This window comes from Duganella alba, from assembly GCF_009674495.1.
GTDB classification, from domain to species: domain Bacteria; phylum Pseudomonadota; class Gammaproteobacteria; order Burkholderiales; family Burkholderiaceae_D; genus Rugamonas; species Rugamonas alba.
Genome location: NZ_WKJN01000023.1, coordinates 46543 through 73271 on the forward strand (window position 1 = coordinate 46543; position 26729 = coordinate 73271).

Genomic DNA, 26729 nt, shown 5'->3' on the forward strand with positions numbered 1-26729 from the left:
AGTCTCCTGCTTAGAATTTGATGGACAGGCCGGCGGTCCAGCTCCAGTCCGGCGTGTTTTTGTTGAGGCCGCGCGACAGGGCGGTGTCGATCTGCATCAGGTCGGTCAGCAGGTAGGAGATGCCGACATCGAAGGTGGTCTGCGAGCCGCCGTGGCGGCCGCGCGCGATCTGCGGCGCCGAATATTCGACAAACACGCGGCTGCGCTCGCTCAACTCCTTGCCCAGCACGATGCCAAAGATGCCGCTGGTGTAGCGCTCGCCATTGTCGTCATGCTGCCAGGCGATGCCGGGCATGACGCCAAGGCCGAAGTCGTCCGGCAAGTCCCATTCGGCGGCCAGGCGCAGCGAGCCGCCCTTGCCCTTGGCGCGGAAGGCGCTGGAGCCGCTGTCGAGGTCGACGTGGGCCAGCACGCCCATCGACGGCCGCGCGCCTTGCGCATCGGCCACATGCCATTTCACGCCGAGCGAGACGTCGGCGTAGCCGTTTTCGGTGGTGCGCGTGCCGGCGCCGAGGTCGTCGGTGACGACGCGCATGCGGCCGTCGGTTTCAATGCGGGCTTCGACCGTATCGCTGATGCCGAAGCGCAGCAAGGTCGGCGTGGAGTAGCTGCGTTCCTTGATGCCGTTGGCCTGGTTGCGGTCCAGCGCGACGCTGGTCTCGATCTGGAAGCGGCCGGCGCCGACCACGTTGCTCGATTCGACAAAGTCGGGACGGTCGGTGGCGATCTGGTCTTTTTCTTCGCCGGCCTGGGCCAGCAGGGGCAATCCCAGCAGCAGTGCGACAATTGTTTTAATAGGCATGTCTCCACCATCACGGAAGCAACTGTGGACACCACCCTATCACATTGGTATAACTCAATTGTTGGTAATTTCCCACATCAAGTTCTGATGGCCAGCTGTCCGGTTACGGACGGTGGTGGGCGGAGGCGGGCAATGGGGCGAGCCGGGTGGCGGCGGTCATTTCAGCTTAGCGCCTTGATTTACCTGGCTTTGTCCTTTTATCAAGCATGTGGCACGGGGCTTGCACTAGGACGGGCATGGATACCATCATCACTCCCGACATCATCGCCCGCCGCAAGCGCAAGACCTTGCTGGTGGTCGCCGCCCTGCTCGCTTCGTTGAGCGTCGCCGCGTGGGCCATCAACCGCGCCGTCAGCCCCAGCGTGGGTGTGGACGACGTCAGCATCGCCACGGTCCGCCTCGGCAATATCGCCAACACCATCAACGCTTCCGGCATCGTGATTCCGGTGCATGAGGAACTGGTGTCGAGTCCGATCCAGACGCGCGTCGCCAAGGTTCACGCCAAGCTGGGCCAGGAGGTGCAGGCCGGCGAGCTGCTGCTGGAACTCGACAGCCGCACCATCCTGCTGGCCATCGACTCGCTCAAGGAACAGCTGGCGCAACAGGAAAACCGCATCGTCGCGCTGACCTTGGAGATGGAGCAGAAACGCAAGCAGCTCACCAGCGCCATCGAACTGCTGCAGCTCGACCTGGAAGCCACCCGCGTCCGCCTCGGCCGCTACCAGACGCTGCGCAAGGCCGGCGGCGCCTCGGCCGAAGACTTGCTGACCGCCGAGCTGAACGTCAAGCGCAACGAGATCCAGCTACGCCAGCACCACGAACAGCTGGCCGACAACAAGCTGGTCACCAACAGCAATATCGAAGGCGCGCGGCTGCAGAAAAGCATCCTGCAAAAGCAGATGCAGGAACAGCAGCAACTGCTGGCGCAAACCCAGGTGCGCGCGCCGTTCGCCGGCATGCTGACCTGGCTGATGGCCGAGGAAGGCGCCAGCGTGGCCGTCGGTCAGCTGGTCGCCAAGGTCTCCGAGTTGAACAACTACAAGGTCGAAGCCTCGCTGTCCGACTTCCATGCGCGCGCGCTCAACGCCGGCCAGAAGGTGCTGGTCGAACAGGGCAACGTCAAGCTCCACGGCGAAGTGCAGACCGTGCTGCCGGAAATCCAGAACGGCACCGTCAAGCTGCTGATCACGCTGGCCGAGCCGCACCACGCCATGCTGCGCAACAAGCTGCGGGTGGAAGTCAACATCGTCACCGAGCAGAAACAGAACGCCCTGCTGGCCGACAGCGGCCCCGCCTTCAACGGCCGCGGCCCGCAGGACATCTTCGTGGTGCGCGACGGCGTCGCCCGCAAGACCACGCTCAACATCGGCGCCAGCGATGGCAAGGCCGTCGAAATCCTTTCCGGTGCGCGCGCCGGAGACCGTCTCATCATTTCAGATACCAGCCGCTACAAGGACCGCGACAGCGTCCGCGTGGCCCAATAAAAGGGGAAAACCATGATACGCCTGAACAAAGTCAGCAAAACCTACCAGACCGACAAGGTTGAAACGCTGGCGCTGAAAGACATCGACCTGCACGTCGCCAAAGCCGAATTCGTCAGCATCATGGGCCCCAGCGGCTGCGGCAAGAGCACGCTGCTGAACCTGATCGGCCTGCTCGACAAGCCCGGCAGCGGCGCCATCGAGGTGGCCGGCACGCCGGTGGCCTCGTACAAGGACAAGCATGTGGCCAAGCTGCGCAACGCCACTTTCGGCTTCATCTTCCAGAGCTTCCACCTGATTAACGACCTGCGCGTGATCGACAACGTCGAGCTGCCGCTGCTGTACCGTCCGATGTCGGCCAAGAAGCGCCAGCGCCTGGCGCGCGAGGCGCTGGAAAAAGTCGGTCTCGGCGCGCGCATGGACCACTATCCGAACCAGTTGTCCGGCGGCCAGCAGCAGCGCGTGGCGATCGCCCGCGCGATTGTCGGCCAGCCGCAGGTGCTGCTGGCCGACGAGCCGACCGGCAACTTGGACAGCAAGATGGGCCAGGAAGTGATGGACATCCTGCTCAAGCTGCACAGCGAAGGCACGACCGTGGTCATGGTCACCCACAACGAGCAGGAGGCCAGGATGGCCTCGCGCATCGTGCGCGTGTTCGACGGCCAGCTGGTCGCCTAAGGAGCGCATATGTTCAGGAATTATCTGCTGACCGCATGGAAAGTCTTCATGCGCCGCAAGCTGTTCACCGCCATCAACCTGCTGTGCATCGTGCTGACGCTGACGGTGCTGCTGGTGGTTACCGCCCTGCTGCAAAATGCCTTCTTCCCCACCGGCGTGGAAGGCAAGAGCGATCGCTTCGTGCAGATCCCGATGGCGGAATCGACGCATTCGACCAAACCAATCCGACGCACCAGCCCGCTGGGCTACCAGATCATCGACAAGTATCTGAAGCCGCTGCCCGGCGTGGAAGCCGTGGCCGCCAGCGCGCTGGCGGAATCGGTGTCGGTCTACCAGGACGGCCGCGTCAGCACCGTCGACCTGCGCTACACCGACGCGGAATACTGGAAGATCCTCGACTTCAAGCTGCTGGCCGGCCGCCTGTACAACCAGGACGATGTGGCCCAGGGCCGCTATGTCGCCGTGCTCAACCAGTCCACCGCGCGCAAGCTGTTTCCGGGCCAGCCCTACCTGGGCCAGAAATTCAGCGCTGGCGGCCAGCTGCTGACCGTCATCGGCGTGGTGGAAGACGCGGTGCAATTGAACGCCTATGCCGACGTCTGGGTGCCGCTGACCGCGCAACCGTCGAGCGACTACAAGACCAGGCAGTCCGGCGACTTCAGCGTCATGGTACTCGCCCACAGCGCCGCCGACGTGCCGGCAGTCAAGCAGGCGATTCTGCGCGCCGCCAAATCCGTGCAGTTTGACGACCCGGAAAGATTCAACATCATGAAATTCTGGGGCGACACCAAGCTGGAATTCTTCTCGCGCGCGCTGCTGAACAGCGATACCGAGGATGCCGGCGCACCCAAGCTGATCGCCATCATCATCGGCCTGATGTTGCTGTTCATGGCGCTGCCGGCGCTGAACCTGGTCAACCTGAACGTCGGCCGCATCATGGAACGCAGCAGCGAGATCGGCGTGCGCCGCGCATTCGGCGCCACCACCGGCCAGCTGGTGGCCCAGCTGGTGCTGGAAAACGTGCTGCTGTGCCTGGTAGGCGGCGTCTGCGGCCTGCTGTGCGCCACCGGCGTCATCTGGTGGCTGGAAGGCTCGGGCCTGATCCCCTACCTGCACATCGATATCAATCTGCCGGTGTTTGGCTACAGCCTGCTGATCACGCTGGTGTTCGGCATCCTGTCCGGCCTGATCCCGGCCCTCAAAATGTCGCGCCTGGACCCGGTGCAAGCGCTGAAAGGAACCGCATAATGCTGCGCCATCTGATGAAACTGATCTGGAAACGCAAGACGCGCAACATCATGCTGACGCTGGAAATCCTGCTGGCTTTCCTGGTGCTGTTCGCGATTGCCGCCTTTGGCGTGCGCAGCTACGAACTGTACAACCTGCCCACCGGCTTCGCATGGCGCGATCAATGGGCGGTGCGCATCCGCGCCACCGACCTGAAGAACGATGCCGCGCTGTTCGACCAGTACAAGCGCGCGCTGCTGGCGCTGCCCGAGGTGGAAAAGGTCGCCTTCACCTCCTTTCCCAACTACACCATGTCGCGCTGGAGCGGCGACTACGCACTGCCCGATGGCAGCCACCGCCTGCAGGTGGACATCCTGAGCGTCACCGACGACTATTTCGCGACGATGGATATGCATCTGCTGGCCGGCCGCTGGTTCTCCAGCATGGACGACGGCGCCGAGACCACGCCGGTGGTCATCAACCGGCGCCTGGCGGAAAAGCTGTTCCCCGGCAAATCCGCCGTCGACCAGGTGTATGTCGAGTCCAACGATCTGAGCAAGACCGCACCGCAGCGCTACCGCGTCACCGGCGTGATCGACGCCTTCCGTTCGCAGGGCGAATACATGGACCCGCATCCCTTCATGCTGCCGCGCACGGTGCCCGGCGTCGGCGCCGAAGCGCTGCCCACCATCGTGCTGAAGTTGAAGCCCGGCACGCCGCGCGCCTTTGAAAGCCGCCTCAGCGCCACGCTCAAGCAGGTGCGCGGCGACTGGGCCTACACCATCACGCCGCAGGCGGAGTCGCGCAAGGCGCTGCTGCGCCAGCAACTGCTGCCGCTGATTATCCTGTCGGTGATCGCCGCCTTCCTGCTGGTAATGGTGGCGTTTGGCCTGTTCGGCGTGCTGTGGCAAAACACCACGCAGCGCATTCCGGAAATCGGCCTGCGCCGCGCGCTGGGCGCCAGCGCCACGCATATCTACCGCCAGATCATCGCCGAGCAGCTGCTGCTGAGTTCCGGCGCGATGCTGATCGCGCTGGTGCTGCTGATCCAGCTGCCGCTGACCGGCGTCTTCGGCGAGAGCCTGAACTGGCCGGTGTTTGTCACCGCCATGGCGCTATCGGCGGCTGTGATCTATCTGCTATCCTTGCTATGTTCGCTGTACCCCGGCTGGCGCGCCGCGCGCCTGAGTCCGACGCAAGCGCTGCACTATGAATAAATAATGGACTCTACTCGCAAGCAACGCATTCTCATTGTCGACGACGACAGCGCGGTCCAGGTGTCGCTGGCCATGCTGCTGAAGCAGGCCGGCTACGACGCCGTGTGCGCCGACGGCCCCAAACAGGCCCTGGCCGCGCTGGCGCAGCAGCCCATCGACCTGGTCTTGCAGGACATGAACTTCTCGCTGCACACCAGCGGCGAGGAAGGCTTGCAGCTGCTGGCCGAACTGCGCCAGGCCCAGCCGGAGCTGCCGGTGCTGCTGATGACGGCCTGGGGCTCGATCGCGCTGGCGGTGCGCGGCATGCAGGCCGGCGCCGCCAACTTCTTCACCAAGCCGTGGGACAACACTCAACTGGCGGAATTGATACGCACCACGCTGGAGGCGGCCACGCCGGCGGAACGTGCGTCACGTCAGGCGCTCGATGCGCAGTTCGATTTCAGCGGCATCGTCGGCGAGCATCCGCGCCTGTTGAAGGTGCTGACCACCATCGGCCAGGTCGCCAACACGCGCGCGCCGGTATTGGTCCTCGGCGAAAGCGGCAGCGGCAAGGAGCTGATCGCCGACGCCCTGCACCGCAACAGCCAGCGCGCCGGCAAGGCCATCGTCAAGATCAACATGGGCGCGATCACGCCGACCTTGTTTGAAAGCGAGATGTTCGGCCACGTGCGCGGCGCCTTCACCGATGCCAGGACCGACCGCAAGGGCCACGTCGCCAGCGCCAACGAGGGCACGCTGTTCCTGGACGAGATCGGCGAACTGAATCGCTCCGACCAGGTCAAGCTGCTGCGCGTGCTGCAAGACCAGACTTATCAGCCGGTCGGCGCCAGCCGCAGCGAGAAGGCCGATGTGCGCGTGGTGTCGGCCACCAACCGCGAACTGGCCGAACTGGTCGCCAGCGGCGAGTTCCGCGAAGACCTGTTCTACCGCCTGAACCTGATCACCATCCGTTTGCCGCCATTGCGCGAGCGGCGCAGCGACATTCCGCTGCTGGCGCGGCACATCATCAGCGATGTGGCAGCCGGCTACGGCCTGCCGACGACCACAATTGCGCCGCAGGCGCTGGAGTGGCTCAGCGCGCAGCCATGGCCGGGCAATATCCGCCAGCTCAAGCAAACGCTGGAGCGCACCCTGCTGCTGGTCGGCCGCAGCGAATTGCGTCAGGCCGACTTTGTCGCCGCCGAACAGCATGAACACGGCGGCGCGCTGGGCACGCAGCGGCTCGGCGTCGACGGCATGACGCTGGAACAGGTGGAGCGCCACATGATCGCCCACGCGCTGGAGCAGCACCAAGGCAATATCTCGCGCGTGGCCAAGGCGCTGGGACTGAGCCGCACCGCGCTGTACCGCCGTCTTGAGCGGCACGGCCTCGGCGCGGCGCCGGACAGCGAAACGCCGCCATGAGCCTGCGCTGGCGCCTGTACGCCTACCTGATCGTCGCGCACCTGCTGTTCCTCGGCGTCACGGTCGTGCTGTTCCGCACCGAGCCGGCGCTGATGCTGGGCCTGGAAGCGCTGGTGCTGTTGAGCCTCGCGCTGGGCGTGCACCTGATCCGCCGCGCGCTGGAGCCGCTGGGCTACACGCGCCACTTCCACGATCTGCTGCAAGACCAGCACTACGCCGCCCGCCTGCAACACAGCAAGGACAAGGAATTGAACGAACTGGTCAAGCTGTTCAACACCATGCTGAACGCGCTGTACCAGGAGCGATTGCAGATCGGCGAGCAGCAAGGCTTTCTCGATCGCCTGCTGGAAGCGACACCCAGCGCCGTCATCGTGTTCGACTTCGACGGCCGCGTCAGCCTGCTGAACGCCAGCGCACAGGCGCTGCGCGGCCTGGCCGACGCCAAAGGCAAGGCGCTGCGCGACTGCCTGCCGGACGATAGCGGCCTGAGCCTGCTGGCGCAACTGGAAGCACTGCCGCTCGGCGATTCGCAGCTGCTGACCGACGCCGACGGCCGCCGCTATCGTGGCCAGCGCGGCCACTTCTACGACCGCGGCTTCGCCCGCCACTTCCTGCTGGTCGAGGAGCTGACCGAAGAGCTGGAAAGCTCGGAAAAAGCCACCTACGAAAAGCTGATCCGCGTGCTTGCGCACGAGGTCAACAACACCGTCGCCGCCACCGGTTCGGTGCTCGATTCGTTGCTGTACTACCGCAGCCAGCTGGCCGAGCGCGACAGCGACGACTTCAGCACCGCCATCCTGGCCGTGCAGCGCCGCAATGCCAGCCTCGGCGAGTTCATCGAGCGCTTCACGCGGGTGGTCAAGATGCCGGCGCCGGAACTGCGTCCCAACGCCGTGCGCGACATCATGGACGACATCCTCTATCTGTACCGCGAGCAGTGCCGCAGCCGCGGCATCAGCATCGCCTGGCAGCGCTGCGACGAGGTGCCGGCCATCGCCATGGACCGCCACCTGATGGAACAGGCGCTGCTCAATGTGGTCAAGAATGCGATGGAGGCGGCGGAAGCCGGCCACGGCGACGAGCGCAGCATCGGCTTCGTGCTGGCCAAAGAGGAAAGCGGCGTGCGGCTGTCGGTGATCGACAGCGGCAACCTGCTGGGAGATGTGCCGGCGCGGCAGCTGTTCACGCCCTTTTTCACCACCAAGAAAGGCGGCCAGGGCATCGGCCTGCTATTCGTGCGCGAAGTGCTGAACCGGCACGGTTTCGCCTACCGGCTGGCGGCCACCGGCGATGGCGCGACCAGCTTCGACATCTGGCTGGCCGCGTAGACGCGCTTAGAACTCTTCCCAGTCATCGCTGCCGGCGGAGGCCGTCAGCCGTTTCTGCGGCGCGGCGCTGGCGGCGGCGCGCGGCGCGGTGGGCTTGAGGGGCTTCTGCGCCGGCTTGGCGGCCGCCGCCTTGCTGGGCGGCTTGGCGGACACCGGCGCCGTCGTGCGCTGCATGGCGTCCAGCCGGAACACGCTGACCACGCGTTCCAGATTGGCGGCCTGCTGCTGCATGGCTTCGGCGGCCGCAGCGGCCTCCTCCACCAGCGCCGCGTTCTGCTGCGTCACCGTGTCCATTTCGCTGACGGCCTGGTTGATCTGTTCGATGCCGGCGCTTTGCTCGTCGCCGGCGGTGGAAATCTCGGACATGATGTCGGTCACGCGGCGCACGCTGGTCACCACCTGCTCCATGGTCTGGCCGGCCTGCTCGACGAGCTTGCTGCCGATCTCCACCTTCTCCACCGAATCGCCGATCAGTTCCTTGATCTCCTTGGCGGCCGATGCCGAGCGCTGCGCCAGTGTGCGCACCTCGGACGCCACCACGGCAAAGCCACGGCCCTGCTCGCCGGCGCGCGCCGCCTCCACCGCCGCATTCAGCGCCAGGATATTGGTCTGGAACGCAATGCCGTCGATGACCGCGATGATGTCGACAATCTTGCGTGACGAATCGTTGATCGCGCCCATGGTGTCGACCACCTGCGACACCACCTGCCCGCCCTGCTGCGCCACCGCCGACGCCGACTGCGCCAGCTGGTTGGCCTGGCGCGCGTTGTCGTTGTTGGCGCGCACCGCGCTGGTCAGCTCCTCCATCGACGACGCCGTCTCTTCGAGCGAGCTGGCCTGCTGCTCGGTGCGGGCCGACAGATCCTGGTTGCCGCTGGCGATCTCGGTCGATGCCGAGGCGATGGTCTCGGTGCCGACGCGCACTTCCGCCACGATCCTGGCCAGCGCATCGCGCATCATCTTCATCGCATGCAGCATGCTGTGGCTGTCGTTGCCCTTGGTATCGACCACCACCGTCAGGTCGCCGGCGGCGATGCGGCCTGCGATCTCGGCCGCGTAATCCGGCTCGCCGCCCAGCTGGCGCAGCAGGCTGCGGGCGATGCGCGCCGCCGCCACCGCGCCGACCACGATCGCCAGGCCGCTCAGGACCAGCATCAGCGTGCGCGCGCGCTGGTAGGCGGTGCTGGCTTCGGCCGCGTCGCTCTGGTTGGTCGCCTTTTGCAGGGCCGCGTATTCGTCCATGGCCTCCTGCCAGCGCTGGGTGGCCGGACCGGCCTGCTTCATCAGGATATTGGTGGCCTCCTCGTCCTTGTTGGCCAGCGCCAGCTCAAACACCTGGTCGTTGAGCGGCCGGGCGATCTTTTGCAGCCCGACGATGCGCTCGCGGATTTCCAGCCCCTTTTGCGTGGCCGGCATCCTGGCCAGTTGTTTGAGCGCGGCGTTGTAGCTGGCGCGCTCCTTGGTGACTTTTTCCAGTTCCGTGCGGATGGCGGCGTCATCGCTCAACAGCACCACCGAGCGCGATACCCGCGCCACGACATGCACCGCGTTCGACATCTGGCCCACCATCTCGGTCTTGACCGCGTTTTCGTTGACGATGCGGCCCAGCTTGGCATGGATCGTGCTCATGTTGAACACGCCGAGTATCGCGACCAGCAGCAACAGTACCAGCACCAGGCCGAAGCCCAAGCCAAGCCGGGTACCGACTTTCATATTTGCGGATGCCATGCGTAATCTCCCTCTGAATAATTAAATAAATTGTACGTTACACGCTTCATGTAGTTTTATTTAATTTCCGATGGAAAACAATTTACAACAGCCTATATACAGAATTCGAATAGTTATATAGCCAAATATTCGCTAACCGAGTTTTAAGCGCATATAAAATGCACGATCGGTGACAACAATGTAGCAAAGGGTAAGCAATGGCGATAAACGTGATCCTCAATCTGCTGGCGGCGCTGGCTCTGATCGGCCTGCTGTACGCGCAACAGCGCAAACATGGTTCCTTTTCGGTGCGCGTCTTCACCGGCATGGGGCTGGGCGTGCTGCTGGGCGCGGCCCTGCAAGCGATCTATGGCGCCGGCTCGGCCGAACTGAAGACCACCAGCGACTATCTGGACATCGTCGGCTCCGGCTACGTCAAGCTGCTGCAGATGATCATCATGCCGCTGATTATGGTGTCGATCATTTCCGCCATCCTCAAGCTGAAGGGTATCAATTCGCTGGGCAAGATCAGCGCGCTGACCATCGGCACGCTGATGGTCACCACGCTGGTCGCGGCCGCCATCGGCATCGTGATGGCCAAGGTGTTCCACCTGACCGCCGTCGGCCTGACCGCGTCGGCCGCCGACATCGCGCGCGGCGTCTACCTGCAAGGCAAGGTTGAAACGGCACAAGCCATTTCGCTGCCGAGCATGCTGTTGAGTTTTATTCCGGCCAATCCCTTCCTCGACCTGACGGGCGGCCGCAAGACCTCCACCATCGCGGTGGTGATCTTCTCGGTGTTCATCGGCATCGCCGCCACCGGCATCCATGACAAGAAGCCGGAGATCTTCGCCTCGTTCGAACACTTCATCCAGGTGGCGCACGCCATCGTGATGCGCATCGTCACGCTGGTGCTGCGCCTGACGCCGTATGGCGTGTTCGCACTGATGGCGCAGGTGGTCTCGACCTCCAGCTACACCGACATCCTGCACCTGATCGACTTCGTGCTGGCCTCGTACAGCGCGCTGTTCCTGATGTTCCTGGTGCACCTGCTGATCGTTTCCGGCCTCGGCCTCAATCCGCTGCGCTGGACCAAAAAAATCCTGCCGGTGCTGACCTTCGCCTTCACCTCGCGCAGCAGCGCCGGCGCCATTCCGATGAGCGTGCAGACGCAGAGCCAGCGCCTCGGCACGCCGGAAGGCATCGCCAACTTCGCCGCCTCGTTCGGCGCCACCATCGGCCAGAACGGCTGCGCCGGCATCTACCCGGCCATGCTGGCGGTGATGATCGCGCCCACCGTCGGCATCGATCCGTTCACCCTCAGCTTCATCGCCCCGCTGCTGGCCATCATCACCGTCGGTTCGGTGGGCGTGGCCGGCGTCGGCGGCGGCGCCACCTTTGCCGCGCTGATCGTGCTGTCGTCGATGAACCTGCCGGTGGCGCTGGCCGGCCTGCTGATCTCGATCGAACCGCTGATCGACATGGGCCGCACCGCGCTCAACGTCAGCGGCTCGATCACCGCCGGCGCGATCGCCAGCCGCGTGCTGGGCGAGACCGACCTGGCGGTGTTCAACAGCGACGCCGAACCCGCCATCGACAGCGAGCGCAAAGCCGCCTGACCTGAACGGAACCGCCGGCGCGCCGGCGCGGTCTAATCAATTCCATTGAATTGAAAGGACCATCATGACCACACTCCCCCTCCGTATCGCCCTGGGCGCGGCCGCGCTGGCCGCGCTGCTCGGCGGCTGCAACAAGCGCCCCACCGACCAGCCGGTCACGCCGGAAGCCACCACGCCGGCGCCGGCCACCACCCCCGCCACGCCAACGCCGGCCGACACGCCGCCACCGGCCACGCCGCCCAACCAGGCCGACAATCCGCCGCCGGCCAAAAAATAGGCATGAAAAAAGGGCCCGAAGGCCCTTTCTTTGTCTGCTGCGTGCGGCTGAATCAGAACTTGTAGTTATACGACAGGCCGACCAGCGACAGGTGGGTCTGGTACACGCCGCGGGTGGTTTCGCCGTTGCCGGTGCAGCTGGTCGCCAGCGGGTTGCACTGGTTGGTGTAGTTGATGTTGGCGTCCTTGAAGTCCAGGAAGCTGTACGCGAAGTCGATCGACGAACGTGGGCTCAGCTTCCAGTTGGCGCCGACCGAATACTGCATGCGGTCGCTGTCCGGCAACGCCGGGTGGGTCAGCTCGGCGCTTTTCACCGGCGACTGGTCATGCGCGATACCGGCGCGCAGGGTCAGGTTTTCGCTGTAGGCGTAGTTGCCGCCCACCGACACGCGCACGGTGTTTTTCCACTGCTGGCGGATCACTTCGTTGCCTTCGCTGGTGCCCGGGAACTGGATGTCCAGGTCGCCCATGCGGTTGTTGCGGGTGAAGGTCACGTCCGCCATGCCGGCCCATTTCGAATCGAACTGGTGGAACACGTTGGCCGACAGGGTTTCCGGCGTGCGCAGGGCCACCAGTGCCGCCGAGTTGGCCTTGTGCGAGGCGGTTGCCAGCACCTGGTTGACGATCGGGTCGGTGGTCACTTTCGAGAAGTCCCACACGGTGCTGCCGCGCAGCTGGTGCGAGATCGACGAGCGGTACGCCAGGCCGAAACGGGTGTTCTCGTCCAGCGTGAACAGATAGCCCAGGTTGAAGCCCCAGCCCCAGTCCTTGCCGTCGTTGGAACCGTGGGCGTCGCCCGCGGTGCGCAGCAGCGCAGGATTGCCGCCCAGCGCGGCGATCTGCTTGATCAGGAGCGCGCCTTGCGCCGCACCGGCGCCCGACGACAGCGCGGCGATCGAGCCCGGCACATCGACGGCCTGGCCCAATTCCGCCTTCATGTACTCGGCGTCGATGCCGAAACCGAAGGAATGGTGTTCGTTCAGCTTCCACGCCACCGACGGATTCAGGTTAACCGCTTCCAGCTTGATGTTCGACAGCGCGTAACGGCCGGTCCAGGTGTTACCGTAGTCCAGTTTCGCGCCGTATGGCACGAACAGGCCGAAACCGACCGCCCACTGGTCGTTCAGCTTCTTGCTGAAGTACAGTGATGGCGCGGTGACCGAATTCGGCGCGTAGTCGTTGGCGGCGGTGCCGCCGGCTGGCGCGCCGGTGAAGTGGGTCGAACCGGTGTCGTTGAAGGTCGAGTGCGGCACCACCACGGTGGCGCCGGCGCTGATCTGGGTGCCGTCCAGGCGGCTCAGACCGGCCGGATTGTAGAAGATGGTCGATGCATCGGCAGCTTCGGCGCCATTGGCGTCAGCCGTACCCTGACCGGAAATACTTTGCGAACCGAAACGGTAACCGGACGCCTGGGCGCTCACGGACAGGGCGCTCAGGGCGGCAGCAATGATCAGGGGGAGGTATTTTTGTTGCATGGCAGTCTCGCTTTATGAATGGTTTTTTTGTCCCATAGCCAAATGGTACGGGAAGGCCAGCAGCTTACTACACAAATAAAACAACTCAAAAGGCAAGACGTTAGAGGGAAAGCACTAATTAAAGCCTTGAAACCGAGCACCTGCTCTGCATTCAGGCGAAAAGAAAGGGCCCGCAGACCCTTTCTTTTAACTAAACAATATTTATTTTAAGCAATCTTCCGCTCTTCCTCCACCGGTGGCGCCGGCGGCGTTTTGTTGCGGTTACGGAACACCACCCACAGGATGGCGCGGAACACGAAACGCACCAGCAGCAGGAACAATATCGCTTCGACCACGATCGAGAGCACCGCCGGCACCATGCCGAAGCGCGCCGCGCGTGCATGCAGCTTGGCGATCGCGCTGTCCTTCTTGATCTCGATGCTGTCGTAGAAGGTCGGCACCATCAGCAAGGTCAGCAGCGTGGAGGTGATGGTGCCGCCGATGATGGCGATCGCCATCGGCCGGTAGAACTCACCGCCCTCGCCCAGTCCCAGCGCCACTGGGAACATGCCGGCGATCAGCGCAAAGGTGGTCATCAGGATCGGACGCAGGCGCATGCGGCCGGCGTACATCAGCGAATCCTCGCGGCTGAAGCCCTCTTCCTGGCGTTTGCGCGCGGCGTCCAGCAGCAGAATCGCGTTCTTCGCCACCAGGCCCATCAGCATGATCACGCCGATCAGGCTCATCAGGTTAATGGTGCTGTTGGTGGCCAGCAGGCCCAGCACCACGCCGATCAGCGACAGCGGCAGCGACAGCATCACCGCGATCGGCGCCGTGAACGAACCGAACTGCATCACCAGGATCAGGTACATCAGGCCGACGCCGGCCACCAGCGCGATGCCCATGGCGCCGAACACTTCCTGCATGTCCTTGCCGGCGCCGCCCAGCGCCAGGCCGTAGCCCGGCGGGAAGTCGATGTCTTTCACCAGCTTCATGGCGTCGGTGGTCACTTCGCCGGGCGAGCGGCCTTCGACGTTGGCGGTGACGGTGATCACCCGCTTGCCGTCCTTGTGCTTGATGGTCGACGGGCCTTTGCCCATGGTCACTTCAGCGATCTGGTCCAGCGGCACCATCTGGTTGGTGCCGGTGACGGCGATCGGCAGGCGCTCGATGTTCTCGGCGCTGGTGCGGTCTTCCGGCGCCAGGCGCACGGCGACGTCACGCGATTCGCCGGTCGGGTCGACCCAGTCGCCCACTTCCAGGCCGGCGAAGGCCACGCGCAGCGCTTGCGCCGCGTCGCCGGCAGCGATGCCCATCGAGTTGGCCAGGCCACGGTTCAGCACGATTTGCAGCTCATCCTTCGGATCCATCTCCGACAGGCCGACGTCCACCGCGCCCGGCACGCGGCGCAGGCGGTCCATGAAGCCGTTGGTGATTTCCATCAGCTTGCGCGAATCGGTGCCGGTGAATTCGATCTGCACCGGCTTGCGGGCGCCATTGCTCAGGTCATCCAGCACGGTGTACTCGGCGCCGACCAGGCCGGCCAGCTTCTCGCGCAGTTCCTTGGCGACCTCGATGGCGCCGCGCTTGCGCTCGGTTTTCTTGCCGATGTCGACGTAGATGCGGCCGCCGCTGAGGTTGACGTAGCTATTGGTTTCCTTGGTTTCCTTGATGCCGCGGGCGATCACGGCGGCCTTTTCCAGTTTCAGGCGCGAGTATTCCAGCGACGACGACGACGGCGTGCGCACATCGATGGCGATGGTGCCCCAGTCGGAGGCCGGCACGAAGCTGGCGCCGCCGAACTGCACCTGCAGGTAGATCGCGCCGACAAAGGTGGCCAGGGCGATCACGCCCATCGAACGGCGGTGATGCAGCGCCCATTCGATGACGTGACCGTAGCGGTCGGCCTGATGGTCGAACCAGTGGTTGAACTTGGCGAAATACTTCTCGATGCCGCGGCGTGGCGCGTCATGGTGATCCGGCGGATCGCCCCAGAAGGCCGACAGCATCGGATCGAGCGTGAACGAAATCACCAGCGACACCGCCACCGAGCAGGTCACGGTCAGCGCGAACGGACGGAACCATTCGCCGGTGATGCCCGGCATGAAGGCCACCGGAATGAACACCGCCATGATCGAGAAGGTGGTGGCGGCCACCGCCATGCCGATCTCGGCCGTGCCTTTCAGCGCGGCGGTGCGGCGGTCGGCGCCCAGCTGCATGTGGCGCACGATGTTTTCCCGCACCACGATGGCGTCATCGATCAGCACGCCGATCGCCAGCGACAGGCCCAGCAAGGTCATGAAGTTCAGCGTGAAGCCGCACAGCCAGACGCCGATGAAGGCCGCCAGCACCGAGGTCGGCAGCGACAGCGCGGTGATCAGCGTCGAGCGCCACGAATTCAGGAAGGCGTACACCACGAAAATGGTCAGGCCGGCGCCGAACACCAGCGATTCGATCACGTTGTTCAGGCTGCTTTCGGCGTTTTCGCCGTCGTCCTCGGTCACTTCCAGCTTGGTGCCGGCTGGCATTTCCTTCTGCATTTCCTCCGACATCGCGCGGATTTTCTTGGCCACCGTCACGGTCGACGCATCGCGCGAGCGGGTGATGGAGATCCCCACGTTCGGTTTGCCGGAGCGCACGCTCAGGCTGTTGACTTCGGCAAAGCCGTCTTCAATCGTCGCCACCTGCGCCAGGCGCACCAGCTCGTCGCCGTTGCGCTTGACCACCACCTGCTGGAACTCTTCCGGACGCTCGATGCGGCCGACCAGGCGGATGCTCTTCTCGTCCAGGTCGCCGCGCACCTTGCCCACCGGCGCATTGGTGTTCTGGTTGCGCAGCGCGTTGACCACGTCGCCGACGGAGACGTTGTACTCGCGCAGCTTCTCGGCCTTCAGCAGCACGCTCAGCTCGCGCTTGAGCGAACCGTCGATGTTGACCGAGGCGACGCCGTCGATGCTGCGGAAGCGGTCGGCCAGCTTGTCCTCGGCCAGGCGCGAAATCACCGCGTGGCTCTGGCTGCTGGACGACAGCGCCAGCTGCATCACCGGCTGCGCCGACGGGTCGATCCGTTGCAGGATCGGCTCGCGCATCTCGGTCGGCAGCTTGTAGCGCACCGCCGCGATGGCGTTGCGGATCTCGTCCGATGCCTCGATCAGGTTCTTGGTGAAGGTGAACTTGATGAAGATGCTGGCCGAGCTTTCCTGCGCCGTGCTGTTGATCTCGGTCACGCCGGTGATCGAGTTGAGCGATTTTTCCAGGCGGTTGATGATCTCGCGTTCGACCGTCTCCGGCGAGGCGCCCGGATACGGGATGTTGACCACGATGAACGGGACTTCCACGTCCGGGTTCTGGTTGACGCGCAGCTTGTTCAGCGCCATCAAGCCCAGGCACATCATCGCGACGATCATGACGATCGTGGCGATGGGCTTCTTCACACTAAAATCCGATAAGAACATGGCTTTATCCTTTTATTTTTCCGACACTTTCGAGGTCGAGGCCGAGGCCACCGCTTTCGGCGTGCTCAGCTCGACCTTCTGGCCGTCCTTGAAGCCGGAGGTCGGCACGCGCACCACCATGTCGCCCGACTGCAGGCCGCTCAGCACTTCCCAGCGGCCGGTGCGTTCGTCGCGGGTGCCGATGGTCAGCGGCACCTTGGCCAGCGTGCCGCCCTTGATGCGCCACGCGAAATTGCTGTCGCCGGCCTGCACCACCGCCGTCGGCGGGATCATCAGCGAGGACGAGGTCTGCGACTCGACGCGGCCTTCGGCGTACAGGCCGGACACGCCCGGACGCACGGCGTCGGCAAAGTCGACCAGCACTTCGACCTGGCGGGTGATGGCGTTGGCGGCCGGGTCGACGCGCTTGACCTTGCCATTGAACTGCTTCTCGCCGTAGCCGTTGACGCGGAACAGCACCGGCTGGCCGACCTTGACCACGCCGATCTTGTCGGCCGAGACCATGCCTTCGAAGCGCATGCTGGACGGGTCGATCACCTTGATCAGTTCCTTGCCCACCTGCGCGGTGTCGCCGTTGGATACCTTGCGCTCGCTGACGATGCCGTCGAACGGCGCGCGCACCAGGGTGCGGGTCAGCTGCTGGCGCGCCGCGACCGAACGCGACCTGGCGGCCGCCAGATCGCTCTGGGCGTTGTTGCGGCGCACTTCGGCGTCTTCCATCGCGGTGGTGGACACCATGCCGGACGACAGCAGGGTTTTCTGGCGCTCGTACATGCGCTGGGTCTGGGCCAGCGTCTGTTCGGCGGCGCGGGTGGCTTCCTCGGCCGAGGTCAGGCTGTCGCGGATCGAGGTTTCGTCCAGGCGCAGCAGCACGTCGCCCTTCTTGACCGCCTCGCCGTTCTCCTTGAGTACCTGAAGTACGATGGCGCCGACTTCGGCGCGCAGGTCGGCGCGGCGTTCCGGCTGGATCGAGCCGGTGATGATCGGGCCGGAGGCCAGCGCGTCGGACTGGATCGTCAGCGTGTCTTCCGGCGACATCAGCAGGGTCACTTTCTTTTCATCTTTTGCTGCGGTAGCTGAGGCCGAAGCACTGGCTCCGGCTTTCTCCGGCTCCTTGGCTGATTTGCCGCATGCCACCAGGGACGAGGCAATAGCGATAGCTAGAAGGGTTTTGCGCAACATAAAGTTCTCCGAGAAAGTGGCACGTTGGTGCTTATTGGTGCTTTTAGAATATTAGCCAGACTACAGGGCGCAGAGTATCCTCGACGGACCTTGTCAGGTCAATCACAGTGCGACGGACGGTAGAATTTGTGGCTGAAACGCCAAATACGGGGATGAACGGTAAGCGCTCGGCGGACGCGGACGGTCCGCCGGACAGTAAAACGGACGGTCTTAACCGCGGCCGAAAATGGCGTTGACAATATGACCAATGGCGATGCCGGTGCACAGGCCGCCGGCGATTTCCACGATGGTATGGCCCATGCGCTCGCGCAGCCACTTGTGGCCGCCGTCTTCCTTGGCCAGACGGTTGATGGCCGCCGCCTGCTTGCCGACGTGCTGGCGCAGGCTGTTGGCGTCGATGATGACAATAAAGCACAGCGTGACCGCCACGCCGAACGCCGGATGGCCGATGCCCTCGCGCAGCGCGATCAGGGTCGCCATGCTGGACACCACGGCGCTATGGTTGCTCGGAAAACCGCCGTTGCCGACCAGGTTGAACGCCCATTTGCGCGCCTTGGCGCTATTAATCAGAAACTTGATCGGTCCGACCGTGACCCAGGTAATCAGCGGCGTGACGAGATAAGCGATGTCCATCGTTATGTCCTTAACATTTTTGTGCCGACATTATGGCAGATGGCAACACAGCGGAGGAAGCAAGTAATATAAAATCCAGCATTGCTCCCATTTCAATAAAGACAACCATGCAACACTTCCGGATTTCCATCGCCGTCACCGTCGTCCTCCTGATCCTGGCCGGCTGGTGGGGCTACAACCATGGCGGCGTCGGCGGCCTGACGCAGGCCTTGTGGATCGCCGCCGTGCTGGGCGTGATGGAAGTCTCATTGTCGTTCGACAACGCGGTGGTCAACGCCTCCGTGCTGCGCCACTGGAACGAATTCTGGCGCAAGCTGTTCCTGACGGTCGGCATCCTGGTGGCCGTGTTCGGCATGCGGCTGATCTTCCCGCTGCTGATCGTCTCCATGGCGACCGGCCTCGGCCTGCTGGAAGTGTGGCGCATGGCCACCACCACGCCCGAGCTGTATTCCCAGTATCTGACCGGCGCCCACGCCGAGGTGGCGGCCTTCGGCGGCGCCTTCCTGCTGCTGGTGTTCCTCAACTTCCTGTTCGACGACAAGAAGGAACTGCACTGGCTGGGCTGGATCGAGGAAAAGCTGGGCCAGCACGGCACCGAAAGCCTGGCCGTGCTGCTGACGCTGGCGGCGGTGTTCGCCTGCGTGTCGCTGGTCGGCGGCGCCGAACAATACAAGGTGCTGACGGCCGGCGTGGTCGGCGTCATCGTCTACCTGGCGGTCGGCTGGATCAGTTCGCTGCTGGAGGAAGACCCGCCGGAGGAGGACGACGACATCACCGAGGCCGGCGTGGCGCCGGTGGTGGCGGCCGTGGCCAAGGGCAGCTTCGGCGGCTTCCTGTACCTGGAAGTGCTGGACGCGTCGTTCAGCTTTGACGGCGTGATCGGCGCCTTCGCCATCACCACCGACGTGGTCATCATCATGCTGGGGCTGGCCATCGGCGCCATGTTCGTGCGCTCGCTGACCGTCTACCTGGTGCACAAGGGCACGCTGGACGAATACGTCTACCTGGAGCACGGCGCCCATTACGCCATCGGCATCCTGGCACTGATCATGCTGGCCAGTGTCAAATACCACATTCCGGAGTGGTTCACCGGCCTGTCCGGCGTGGCCTTCATTGCGGTCTCGCTGTGGTCGTCGGTGCGCTACAAGCGCCGCCACGCTGCGTGATACCATCCAACCCATCGCATAACCCAGGCTGACCATGATCACATCCAAACGCGTAATCCTGACCCTGTTCGGCCTGCTGGCCGCCGCCGTGCTGCTGCTCGCCGCCTACACCTGGGCCATGCTGCACATCTCCTACTCCGATGGCGAGCGCGCCGGCTACCTGCAAAAATTCTCCACGCGCGGCTGGGTATGCAAGACCTGGGAAGGCGAAATCCTGCTGACCTCGATGCCGGGCGCGATTCCCGAGAAGTTCGAATTCAGCGTGCGCGATCCGCAGGTGGCCAAGGACCTGAGCGCCGCCACCGGCAAGCGCGTCATCCTCAGCTACGCCCAGCACAAGGGCGTGCCGACCCAGTGCTTCGGCGAAACCGAGTATTACATCACCAAGGTGGCGGTGCAGCCATAACATAATGGCAAGACTGCATTTCACGGTATCGTAACACGGCGTTTTTTGATTTCCGGTAAACTCAACTTTTTGCCGGACACCAATTAAACTCTATGCAACGAATTTTGCTGGGCGCCGTGGCGCTCGCCGCCGCAGCCGCCGCACCGGCCCAGGAGCTGACCGGGTACGCCGGCGCGCTGCGCGTCAACGAAGCGCATGAAAACAGCTTCAGCGCGGGCGTCTCTTACGCCCATCCCGTCAGCGAGCACTTCGGTCTGAGCCTGCTCTACCTGAACGAAGGACACCCGATTGACCACCACCGCGACGGCGTCGCCGGCCAGGTCTGGGTGCGCACCGGTCCCAACCAGCCCGGCTGGAGTTTTGCCGCCGGCGCCGGCCAGTACTACTACTTCGACACCACCAACCTGCACAACGGCACTGGCGCCAAGTACACCAACGACCATGGCTGGGCTCCCATCTACAGCGTGCAGGCGACCTACCACTACCAGGACAGCCGCTGGTACAACCAGGTGCAGATCAACCGCATCTCGCCGAGCGGCAAGGACGCGACCACCTCGTTGCTGCTGGGCGTGGGCTACCAGTTCAACGGCGTCAAGGGCGACAAGCTGCATCTGGACGGGCCGACCACGGACGAAGCCATCACCCTCATGGCGGGCCAGGGCATCACCAACAGTCTCAGTTCGGAAACCTCGGTCATCGAGGCATTGGAATACCGGCGCGCGGTGGGCCGCTATGTGGACTGGACGGTGACCGCCATCAACGAAGGCAACACCGCGCAGAGCAAGCGCAACGGCGTCGCCACGCAGCTGTGGATGATTCGCTCGCTGAATCCGAAAGTGGAGATCGGCATGGGCGCCGGGCCGTACTTCAACGTCAAGGTGCCGGATGGGGAAGGCCAGCGCTCGCACAAGGCGGGCCTGGTCAGCATAGGCGCGCGCTACCATCTGGCCAAGCGCATTGTGGCCGAAGCCACGTGGAACCGCGTGGTCACCGACTACCACCGCGACGCCGACCTGTTCCTGATCGGCCTCGGCTACAGCTTCTAAACCCGGGGTCAGGTCCCTCATTTCTACACGGCCCCAACCGTAGCAAGCGCTATGGTTGGGGCCGTGTAGAAATGAGGGACCTGACCCCGGAGTTGTTTTAGCGGGCGCGCCAGACGGCTTGGCCGGCTTCGGCCTGGCGGGCCGCTTCCTTGCGGGCGCGGGCGTCGTCCAGGGTGGCGACGACGGTGGTGTTTTCTGCCAGCGCTTCTTCAGCCGTCACTTTCGCTTGCACCGCGGCCAGTACTTTCTGCGCGGCGGCCAGGCGACGGGTTTCCAGTTCCAGCAGTTTCTGTTTGGTGGCGGTCATCGCGGCGGTGGTGTCCGCCACTTTGCGTTGCATGGCGGCGTGCGCCTGCGCGGTTTCCAGCAGTTCTTTCTGGGCGGCGGCTTTTTCGGCCAGCGCTTGCGCGGCAGCCTGCTCGGCCTGCTCGCGCTGCTGCATCGCTTCCGCTTCGGCTTGCGCTTCGTCGGCGCGCAGACGGGCGCTGGCGGCGATATTTTTCTCGGCTTCCAGACGGCCGGCAATTGCTTGCGATGCGCGCACTTCCGATGCGGAGGCGATGCGCTGCTGCGTCAACTTCTGGTCGATCAGCGCCAGCGATTTGCGCTCGGTTTCGACGAACTCGCGTTCCGCTTGCAGCAGTTCTTCCGCCTTGACGGCTTTTTCCTGTTCGACGCGGGCGCGCTCGGCGTGCACCGCGCCCAGTTCCACCGCCAGGCTGGCTTGCGCGGCCAGCGCTTGCGCGGCGATGGCTTTTTGCTCGGCTTCGGCCGAGACCTGCGCCGCCATCACGCGCGCCGCTTCGGCTTCCTGATTGGCGGCGTCGGCCAGGCGCTGCTCGGCTTCCTGTTGCTGGCGGAACGCTTCGGTCTGCGCGCGCTCGGCGGCGACGCGCTGTTGCGCCGCCAGCGTGGCGCGCTGCTCCGCGTCCAGTTTCTCTTTCAGTGCGACGATGGCCTGCTGCTCGGTGGCGGCACGCTCCTGCTCGGCTTTCAGCAGCGCGGCGGCCTGTTCGGCACGCTGCGCGGCCAGTGCGTTGGCGGCGTTCTGCGCTTCGACCTGCTGCGCCAGCGTGGCGATTTCAGCCTGCTCGGCGGCGTTCTGGCTGGCGGCCAGTTCGGTGGCGGCGCGCGACAGGGCGGCGCGTTCCTTGGCCAGGTCGGCGGCGCGCTGCTGCTCCAGGCTGTCGGCGCGGGCGGCGTCGGCAGCGGCTTCATCGGCGGCCTGGCGCAGCTTGGCCTGGTCCAGCGCTTCGGATTCCGCTTCGACTTTGGCCAGCGTGACCATTTCGGCGTCTTCCTCGGCCTGCACGCGGGCCAGCGCCACGGCGCGCAACTGGTTGTCGACTTCGATCCGCGCTTCGGTGGCGATGATGATGCGGGCGTCAGCCTCGCGGCGCGCCTGCGCGCTGGCGGCGGCCACGGCTTCGATGCGCTCGCGGTGGATGGCGGCGTCGCGGATTTCTTTTTCGGTTTGCAGGCGCAGGCGCAGCGATTGCGCGGCGCTGTGTTCGGACTCGGCCTTGGCCTGGGCGATCTGCTCGCGTTCCTGTTCCAGGTGGGCCAGCGCGCGGGCTTCTTCCAGCGCGCGCACTTCGGCGGCCGAACGCTTGAACGCGGCTTCCAGCGCGACCTTGTCGGCGCGTTCGCGTTGCTTGGTCAGTTCCAGCGCTTCGGCTTCGGCTTCGGCCAGTTGTTGGGCGGCCTGGCGGGCGCCGGCGGCGTGACGTTCGCGTTCGCGCGCCAGGGTGGCGACACGGGCGTCGGCCGAGGCGATGCCGACCACTTGTTCTTTCGCGGCCTGCACGGCGGCGACGCGCTCGGCTGCTTGCAGGCGGGCTTGTTCGGTCTCGATCTGCAATTCTTCGGCGGCGCGCGAGGCCTGCTCGGCGGCGGCCGATTCGGCGGCGACCTGCTCGTGGGCGCGCTTGCGGCTTTGTTCTTCGGCCTTGGCGCGCTCCTCGGCGGCCTTGCGGATCTGGTTGTCGGTCTCGGCGCGGGCGCGCAGTTCGGCGGTCTCCTGCTTGACGGCGTCCAGGCGGGCCACGCTGGCCTGGGCGGCGGCGCGCAGCGATTCCAGGCGCTCCTTGTTGGCGGCGATCGCGTCTTCCGACGCCTGCGCGTTCTGCTGCGCGACGGCGGCGGCGGCGGCGTCCATGGCGGCGCGGTCTTCGGCCAGCGCGCGGGCGCGGGCTTCGGCGTGGGCACGGTTCTCGGCGGCGCAGGCGGCCTTGGCTTCCGCTTCCACCCGGGCGATGGCTTCCTGGATAGCCTTCATTTCCATCGCCGCGCGCGGCGGTTGCACCGGCGCTGCTTCTTCGGCCTCATGCAGGGTTGCCATCGGCAGCGGCAGCAGGGTGACGTCGTCTTGTTTGGCCAGTTGTGCTTGCATGAGAGTTCTCGCTAAGAGGATTTTCCGAGCTCTCATTATCATGTAGCCATGAAGCAAGCCTAACCGTAAGCAGAGGCGGAAAACCCCGCTATTTCTCCGGTTGCTCAGACCGGCAGCGGCGGCTCATCCATCAAGGCGACCTGTTCGCGCAGTTCCAGCACCCGGTCCTGCCAGTAGCGCTGGGTGTTGAACCACGGAAACGCCGCCGGGAAGGCCGGATCGTCCCAGCGCCGCGCCAGCCAGGCCGAATAATGGATCAGCCGCAAGGTGCGCAGCGCTTCCACCAGATGCATCTGGCGCGGATTGAATTCGCAGAAATCCTCGTAGCCGGCCAGGATGTCGCTCATCTGGCGCACCTGCTCCGCCCGCTCGCCGGATAGCATCATCCACAAATCCTGGATGGCCGGGCCCATGCGGGCATCGTCGAAATCGACGAAGTGCGGGCCGGCGTCGGTCCACAGCACGTTGCCGCCATGGCAATCGCCGTGCAGGCGCAGCTGCGGCAACTCGCCGGCGCGGTCGTAGCAGCGGCGCACGCCGTCCAGCGCCTGGCGGGCGATGGTGGCGTAGGCTTCCTTCAGGTCCGGCGGAATGAAGCCGTTGGTTTGCAGGAAGTCGCACGGCTCAACGCCGAAAGTGTCGATGTCCAATGGCGGCCGGTGCAGGAAGGGCTTGACGCCGCCCACCGCGTGAATCCGCGCGATGAAGCGCCCGGTCCATTCCAGCACGGCCGGGTCGCCCAGCTCGGGCGCGCGGCCGCCGTGGCGCGTGAAGACGGCAAAGCGGAAGCCCTGGAAGTGGCGCAGCGTGCTGCCTTGCAGCGCCAGCGCCGGCACCACCGGGATTTCCGCCGCCACCAGTTCTTCGGTGAATGCGTGTTCTTCGAGGATGGCCGCATCGCTCCAGCGGCCCGGACGGTAAAACTTCACCACCAGCGGCTTGTCGTCCTCGATGCCGACCTGGTAGACGCGGTTTTCATAGCTGTTCAGCGCCAGCAGGCGGCCATCGCCGCGCAGGCCGATGCTGTCGAGGGCGTCGAGCACGCAGTCCGGGCTCAGCGCGGAATACGGATGTTGGGCAGGTTCTTGAGTCATAAGCGCCATTGTACGGGGCGCGGCGTGTATACTGTCCGCTTCCCCCAAATAAAAAGAGCAAGTTATGCAACTCGACCAGCCACTGAGCGAAAAAGAATTCGACGAACTGGACAGCTTCCTGCTGTCCGAACGCAGCCCTGAAGATGCCATGACCATGGACATGCTGCACGGCTACCTGACCGCCATCGCCATCGGCCCGGAAACCATCATGCCGGCCGAATGGCTGAAAAAGGTGTGGGGCAAGGAAGAAACCGACGTGCCGCAGTTCAAGCACGAAAAGGAAGAACAACGCATCATCGAACTGATCATGCGCTTCATGAACGAAGTGCTGGTGACGTTTGAAGTGGCGCCGAAGGAGTTCGAACCGCTGTTCGTCGAGCACGAACATCTGGGCCAGACCCTGATCGACGCCGAAGCGTGGTGCTGGGGCTTCTGGGAAGGCATGGAGCTGCGTCCGGGTTCGTGGGATCCGATCTGGGATTCGGAAGTGGCCGACCTGATGCGTCCGGTGTACCTGCTGGGCGCCGACGAGATCGAGGAAGAGGAACTGCCGCTGGTGGAAGATCCGGTCAAGGCGCACAAGCTGGCGCAGGAACTGGAAGCCAATCTGCCGAACATCTACAAGTTCTGGCTGCCGCGCCGCAAGGCCGCGGTCGAAACCGTCAAGCGCGACGAGCCGAAAGTCGGCCGCAACGACGACTGCCCTTGCGGCAGCGGCAAGAAGTACAAGAAGTGCCACGGTGCCGACTCGGCCGAGTAAGCACCGCAAGACAGAGGGACTCGCGCCCTCTTTCTACAGTAAAATTTAGGCATCATTGTTCAGGATGCCTATGTTTTCCCTCCCCTTCAAGCTGCCCACCACGGCCACCGCGCCGTTCTGTCCTTCCGAAGTAGCCGGCACCGTCGCGGTGCCCGAGGGCGATCCGTTCTGGAAAAAAATCATCCGCTTCGCCGGGCCGGGCCTGCTGGTCTCGGTCGGCTATATGGATCCGGGCAACTGGGCCACGGCGATTCAGGGCGGCTCGCAGTTCGGCTATCAGCTGCTGTTCGTGGTGGTGCTGTCCAGCCTGGCGGCGATTGTGCTGCAATGCCTGAGCATGCGGCTGGGGATCGTCACCGGCAAGGATCTGGCGGTACATTGCCGCGAGCAGTATTCGCCGGCGGTCGGCAAGACCTTGTGGGGCTTTGCCGAGATTTCCATCATCGCCTGCGACCTGGCCGAAGTGCTGGGCTGCGCGCTGGCGTTCAAGCTGCTGCTGGGCGTCTCGCTGCCGGTCGGCGTGGCGCTGACCGCGCTCGACACGCTGATCATTCTCGGCCTGAAGGGCAAAGGCTTCCGCCAGGTCGAGGCCATCGTGCTGGGGCTGATCCTGACGGTGGCGATCTGCCTGTTCGCCGAACTGGTGTTCGTCAAGCCCGACTGGCATGCGGTAATGGCCGGCATGGTGCCCTCACTGAGCGCGCTGTCGTCGCGCGAGCCGCTGTACCTGGCCATCGGCATTCTTGGCGCCACCGTGATGCCGCACAATCTCTACCTGCATTCATCCGTGGTGCAGACGCGCGTGGTGGGCAAGAACGACAGCACCAAACAGCAGGCCATTGGCCTGTCACGCATCGATACCGTGGTGTCGCTGCTGCTGGCCTTGCTGATCAACGGTGCGATCCTGGTGCTGGCGGCCGCCGCCTTCTACCAGCCCGGGAACGACCGCGTGCTGGATATCGACGACGCCTACCGCCTGCTGGAACCGGTGGCCGGCACGGCGATGGCCGCCATCCTGTTCGGCCTGGCGCTGCTGGCATCCGGCCAGAGCTCGACCTTCACCGGCACCATCGCGGGCCAGGTGATCATGGAAGGCTTCCTCAAAATGAAGATCCCGTGCTGGCAGCGGCGCGCCATCACGCGCGGGCTGGCGCTGATACCGGCGATGATCGGCGTGATCGTGCTGGGCGAGCATTCGGTGGGCAAGCTGCTGGTGCTCAGTCAGGTGGTGCTGAGCATGCAGCTGCCATTCGCCATGTATCCGCTGGTGAGCCTGACGTCGCAGCGCCGCATCATGGGCAACTTCGTCAACGCCTGGTGGACCACGGCGCTGTCGTGGTTCCTGTTCGCCGTGATCTCCGCCGCCAACGCCTGGCTGGTGTGGCAGGCATTGGCCTGACAC

At 64.5% G+C, this 26729-nt stretch carries 21 protein-coding genes; 13 read left to right on the top strand and 8 right to left on the bottom strand.

Annotated elements, in window-relative coordinates; all coding sequences use genetic code 11:
• Positions 1 to 10: 10 nt before the first annotated feature.
• Positions 11 to 802 (bottom strand): transporter, encoded by a 792-nt coding sequence (locus tag GJ695_RS20665; RefSeq protein WP_154368043.1) that lies wholly within the window; start codon positions 800 to 802, stop codon positions 11 to 13.
• A gap of 236 nt (positions 803 to 1038) precedes the next feature.
• Here GJ695_RS20665 and GJ695_RS20670 point away from each other — a divergent pair, with 236 nt between their 5' ends.
• From GJ695_RS20670 to GJ695_RS20695, 6 genes are read left to right on the top strand one after another with little or no spacing between them, the layout of a single operon-like run.
• Positions 1039 to 2286 (top strand): efflux RND transporter periplasmic adaptor subunit, encoded by a 1248-nt coding sequence (locus GJ695_RS20670; RefSeq protein WP_154368045.1) that lies wholly within the window; start codon positions 1039 to 1041, stop codon positions 2284 to 2286.
• Between the two features lie 12 nt (positions 2287 to 2298).
• Positions 2299 to 2961 carry an ABC transporter ATP-binding protein gene (locus tag GJ695_RS20675; protein WP_154368047.1) on the top strand — a complete coding sequence of 221 codons (663 nt, stop codon included), beginning with the start codon at positions 2299 to 2301 and terminating at the stop codon, positions 2959 to 2961.
• 9 nt (positions 2962 to 2970) lie between these two features.
• Positions 2971 to 4209, top strand: a complete 1239-nt coding sequence (locus tag GJ695_RS20680) for an ABC transporter permease (RefSeq protein WP_154368049.1) — start codon at positions 2971 to 2973, stop codon at positions 4207 to 4209.
• A complete protein-coding gene (locus tag GJ695_RS20685; protein ID WP_154368052.1) occupies positions 4209 to 5405 on the top strand; it encodes an ABC transporter permease in 1197 nt (398 codons plus the stop codon). Before GJ695_RS20680 ends, GJ695_RS20685 begins: the two co-directional genes overlap by 1 nt.
• Before the next feature lie 3 nt (positions 5406 to 5408).
• The gene (locus GJ695_RS20690; protein ID WP_154368054.1) at positions 5409 to 6809 is read left to right on the top strand and encodes a sigma-54-dependent transcriptional regulator; all 1401 of its coding nucleotides are present in this window, start codon (positions 5409 to 5411) and stop codon (positions 6807 to 6809) included.
• Positions 6806 to 8137: a sensor histidine kinase gene (locus tag GJ695_RS20695; RefSeq protein ID WP_154368055.1), complete on the top strand. Its 1332-nt coding sequence runs from the start codon at positions 6806 to 6808 to the stop codon at positions 8135 to 8137. The genes GJ695_RS20690 and GJ695_RS20695 overlap by 4 nt, the downstream gene beginning before the upstream one ends.
• A gap of 6 nt (positions 8138 to 8143) precedes the next feature.
• Here GJ695_RS20695 and GJ695_RS20700 read toward each other — a convergent pair whose 3' ends face one another.
• On the bottom strand, positions 8144 to 9865 hold the full coding sequence (locus tag GJ695_RS20700) for a methyl-accepting chemotaxis protein (protein ID WP_229260599.1): 1722 nt from the start codon (positions 9863 to 9865) through the stop codon (positions 8144 to 8146).
• A 197-nt stretch (positions 9866 to 10062) separates the two neighbouring features.
• On the opposite strand from GJ695_RS20700, the gene GJ695_RS20705 reads away from it, so the two are divergent.
• The gene (locus GJ695_RS20705) at positions 10063 to 11463 is read left to right on the top strand and encodes an L-cystine transporter (protein WP_154368057.1); all 1401 of its coding nucleotides are present in this window, start codon (positions 10063 to 10065) and stop codon (positions 11461 to 11463) included.
• A gap of 64 nt (positions 11464 to 11527) precedes the next feature.
• Positions 11528 to 11740 carry a hypothetical protein gene (locus GJ695_RS20710; RefSeq protein ID WP_154368059.1) on the top strand — a complete coding sequence of 71 codons (213 nt, stop codon included), beginning with the start codon at positions 11528 to 11530 and terminating at the stop codon, positions 11738 to 11740.
• 52 nt (positions 11741 to 11792) lie between these two features.
• Here GJ695_RS20710 and GJ695_RS20715 read toward each other — a convergent pair whose 3' ends face one another.
• The 4 genes from GJ695_RS20715 to GJ695_RS20730 form a co-directional block, all read right to left on the bottom strand.
• Positions 11793 to 13214, bottom strand: a complete 1422-nt coding sequence (locus GJ695_RS20715; RefSeq protein ID WP_154368061.1) for an OmpP1/FadL family transporter — start codon at positions 13212 to 13214, stop codon at positions 11793 to 11795.
• Positions 13215 to 13420: 206 nt separating this feature from the next.
• Positions 13421 to 16648 carry an efflux RND transporter permease subunit gene (locus GJ695_RS20720; protein ID WP_154368063.1) on the bottom strand — a complete coding sequence of 1076 codons (3228 nt, stop codon included), beginning with the start codon at positions 16646 to 16648 and terminating at the stop codon, positions 13421 to 13423.
• 12 nt (positions 16649 to 16660) lie between these two features.
• Positions 16661 to 17830 (bottom strand): efflux RND transporter periplasmic adaptor subunit, encoded by a 1170-nt coding sequence (locus GJ695_RS20725; RefSeq protein WP_154368065.1) that lies wholly within the window; start codon positions 17828 to 17830, stop codon positions 16661 to 16663.
• A 210-nt stretch (positions 17831 to 18040) separates the two neighbouring features.
• Positions 18041 to 18463 carry a divergent PAP2 family protein gene (locus GJ695_RS20730; RefSeq protein WP_154360612.1) on the bottom strand — a complete coding sequence of 141 codons (423 nt, stop codon included), beginning with the start codon at positions 18461 to 18463 and terminating at the stop codon, positions 18041 to 18043.
• 107 nt (positions 18464 to 18570) lie between these two features.
• On the opposite strand from GJ695_RS20730, the gene GJ695_RS20735 reads away from it, so the two are divergent.
• The 3 genes from GJ695_RS20735 to GJ695_RS20745 all read left to right on the top strand — a co-directional run bounded on the left by GJ695_RS20735 (position 18571) and on the right by GJ695_RS20745 (position 21081).
• Positions 18571 to 19629, top strand: a complete 1059-nt coding sequence (locus GJ695_RS20735) for a DUF475 domain-containing protein (RefSeq protein WP_154368067.1) — start codon at positions 18571 to 18573, stop codon at positions 19627 to 19629.
• 34 nt (positions 19630 to 19663) lie between these two features.
• On the top strand, positions 19664 to 20035 hold the full coding sequence (locus tag GJ695_RS20740) for a DUF8785 domain-containing protein (RefSeq protein ID WP_154368069.1): 372 nt from the start codon (positions 19664 to 19666) through the stop codon (positions 20033 to 20035).
• A gap of 92 nt (positions 20036 to 20127) precedes the next feature.
• Entirely contained in the window at positions 20128 to 21081 is a 954-nt protein-coding gene (locus GJ695_RS20745; protein WP_154368071.1) for a hypothetical protein, read from the top strand.
• Positions 21082 to 21178: 97 nt separating this feature from the next.
• On the opposite strand, the gene GJ695_RS20750 is transcribed toward GJ695_RS20745, so the two are convergent.
• On the bottom strand, positions 21179 to 23473 hold the full coding sequence (locus GJ695_RS20750) for a coiled-coil domain-containing protein (protein WP_154368073.1): 2295 nt from the start codon (positions 23471 to 23473) through the stop codon (positions 21179 to 21181).
• A 104-nt stretch (positions 23474 to 23577) separates the two neighbouring features.
• Positions 23578 to 24576 carry a serine/threonine protein kinase gene (locus tag GJ695_RS20755; protein ID WP_154368075.1) on the bottom strand — a complete coding sequence of 333 codons (999 nt, stop codon included), beginning with the start codon at positions 24574 to 24576 and terminating at the stop codon, positions 23578 to 23580.
• A gap of 55 nt (positions 24577 to 24631) precedes the next feature.
• On the opposite strand from GJ695_RS20755, the gene GJ695_RS20760 reads away from it, so the two are divergent.
• Together GJ695_RS20760 and GJ695_RS20765 are read left to right on the top strand one after the other, a co-directional pair.
• A complete protein-coding gene (locus tag GJ695_RS20760) occupies positions 24632 to 25327 on the top strand; it encodes a UPF0149 family protein (protein WP_154368077.1) in 696 nt (231 codons plus the stop codon).
• A 70-nt stretch (positions 25328 to 25397) separates the two neighbouring features.
• Positions 25398 to 26726, top strand: coding sequence for an Nramp family divalent metal transporter (locus GJ695_RS20765; protein WP_154368078.1), 1329 nt, complete (start codon positions 25398 to 25400; stop codon positions 26724 to 26726).
• Positions 26727 to 26729: the final 3 nt, after the last annotated feature.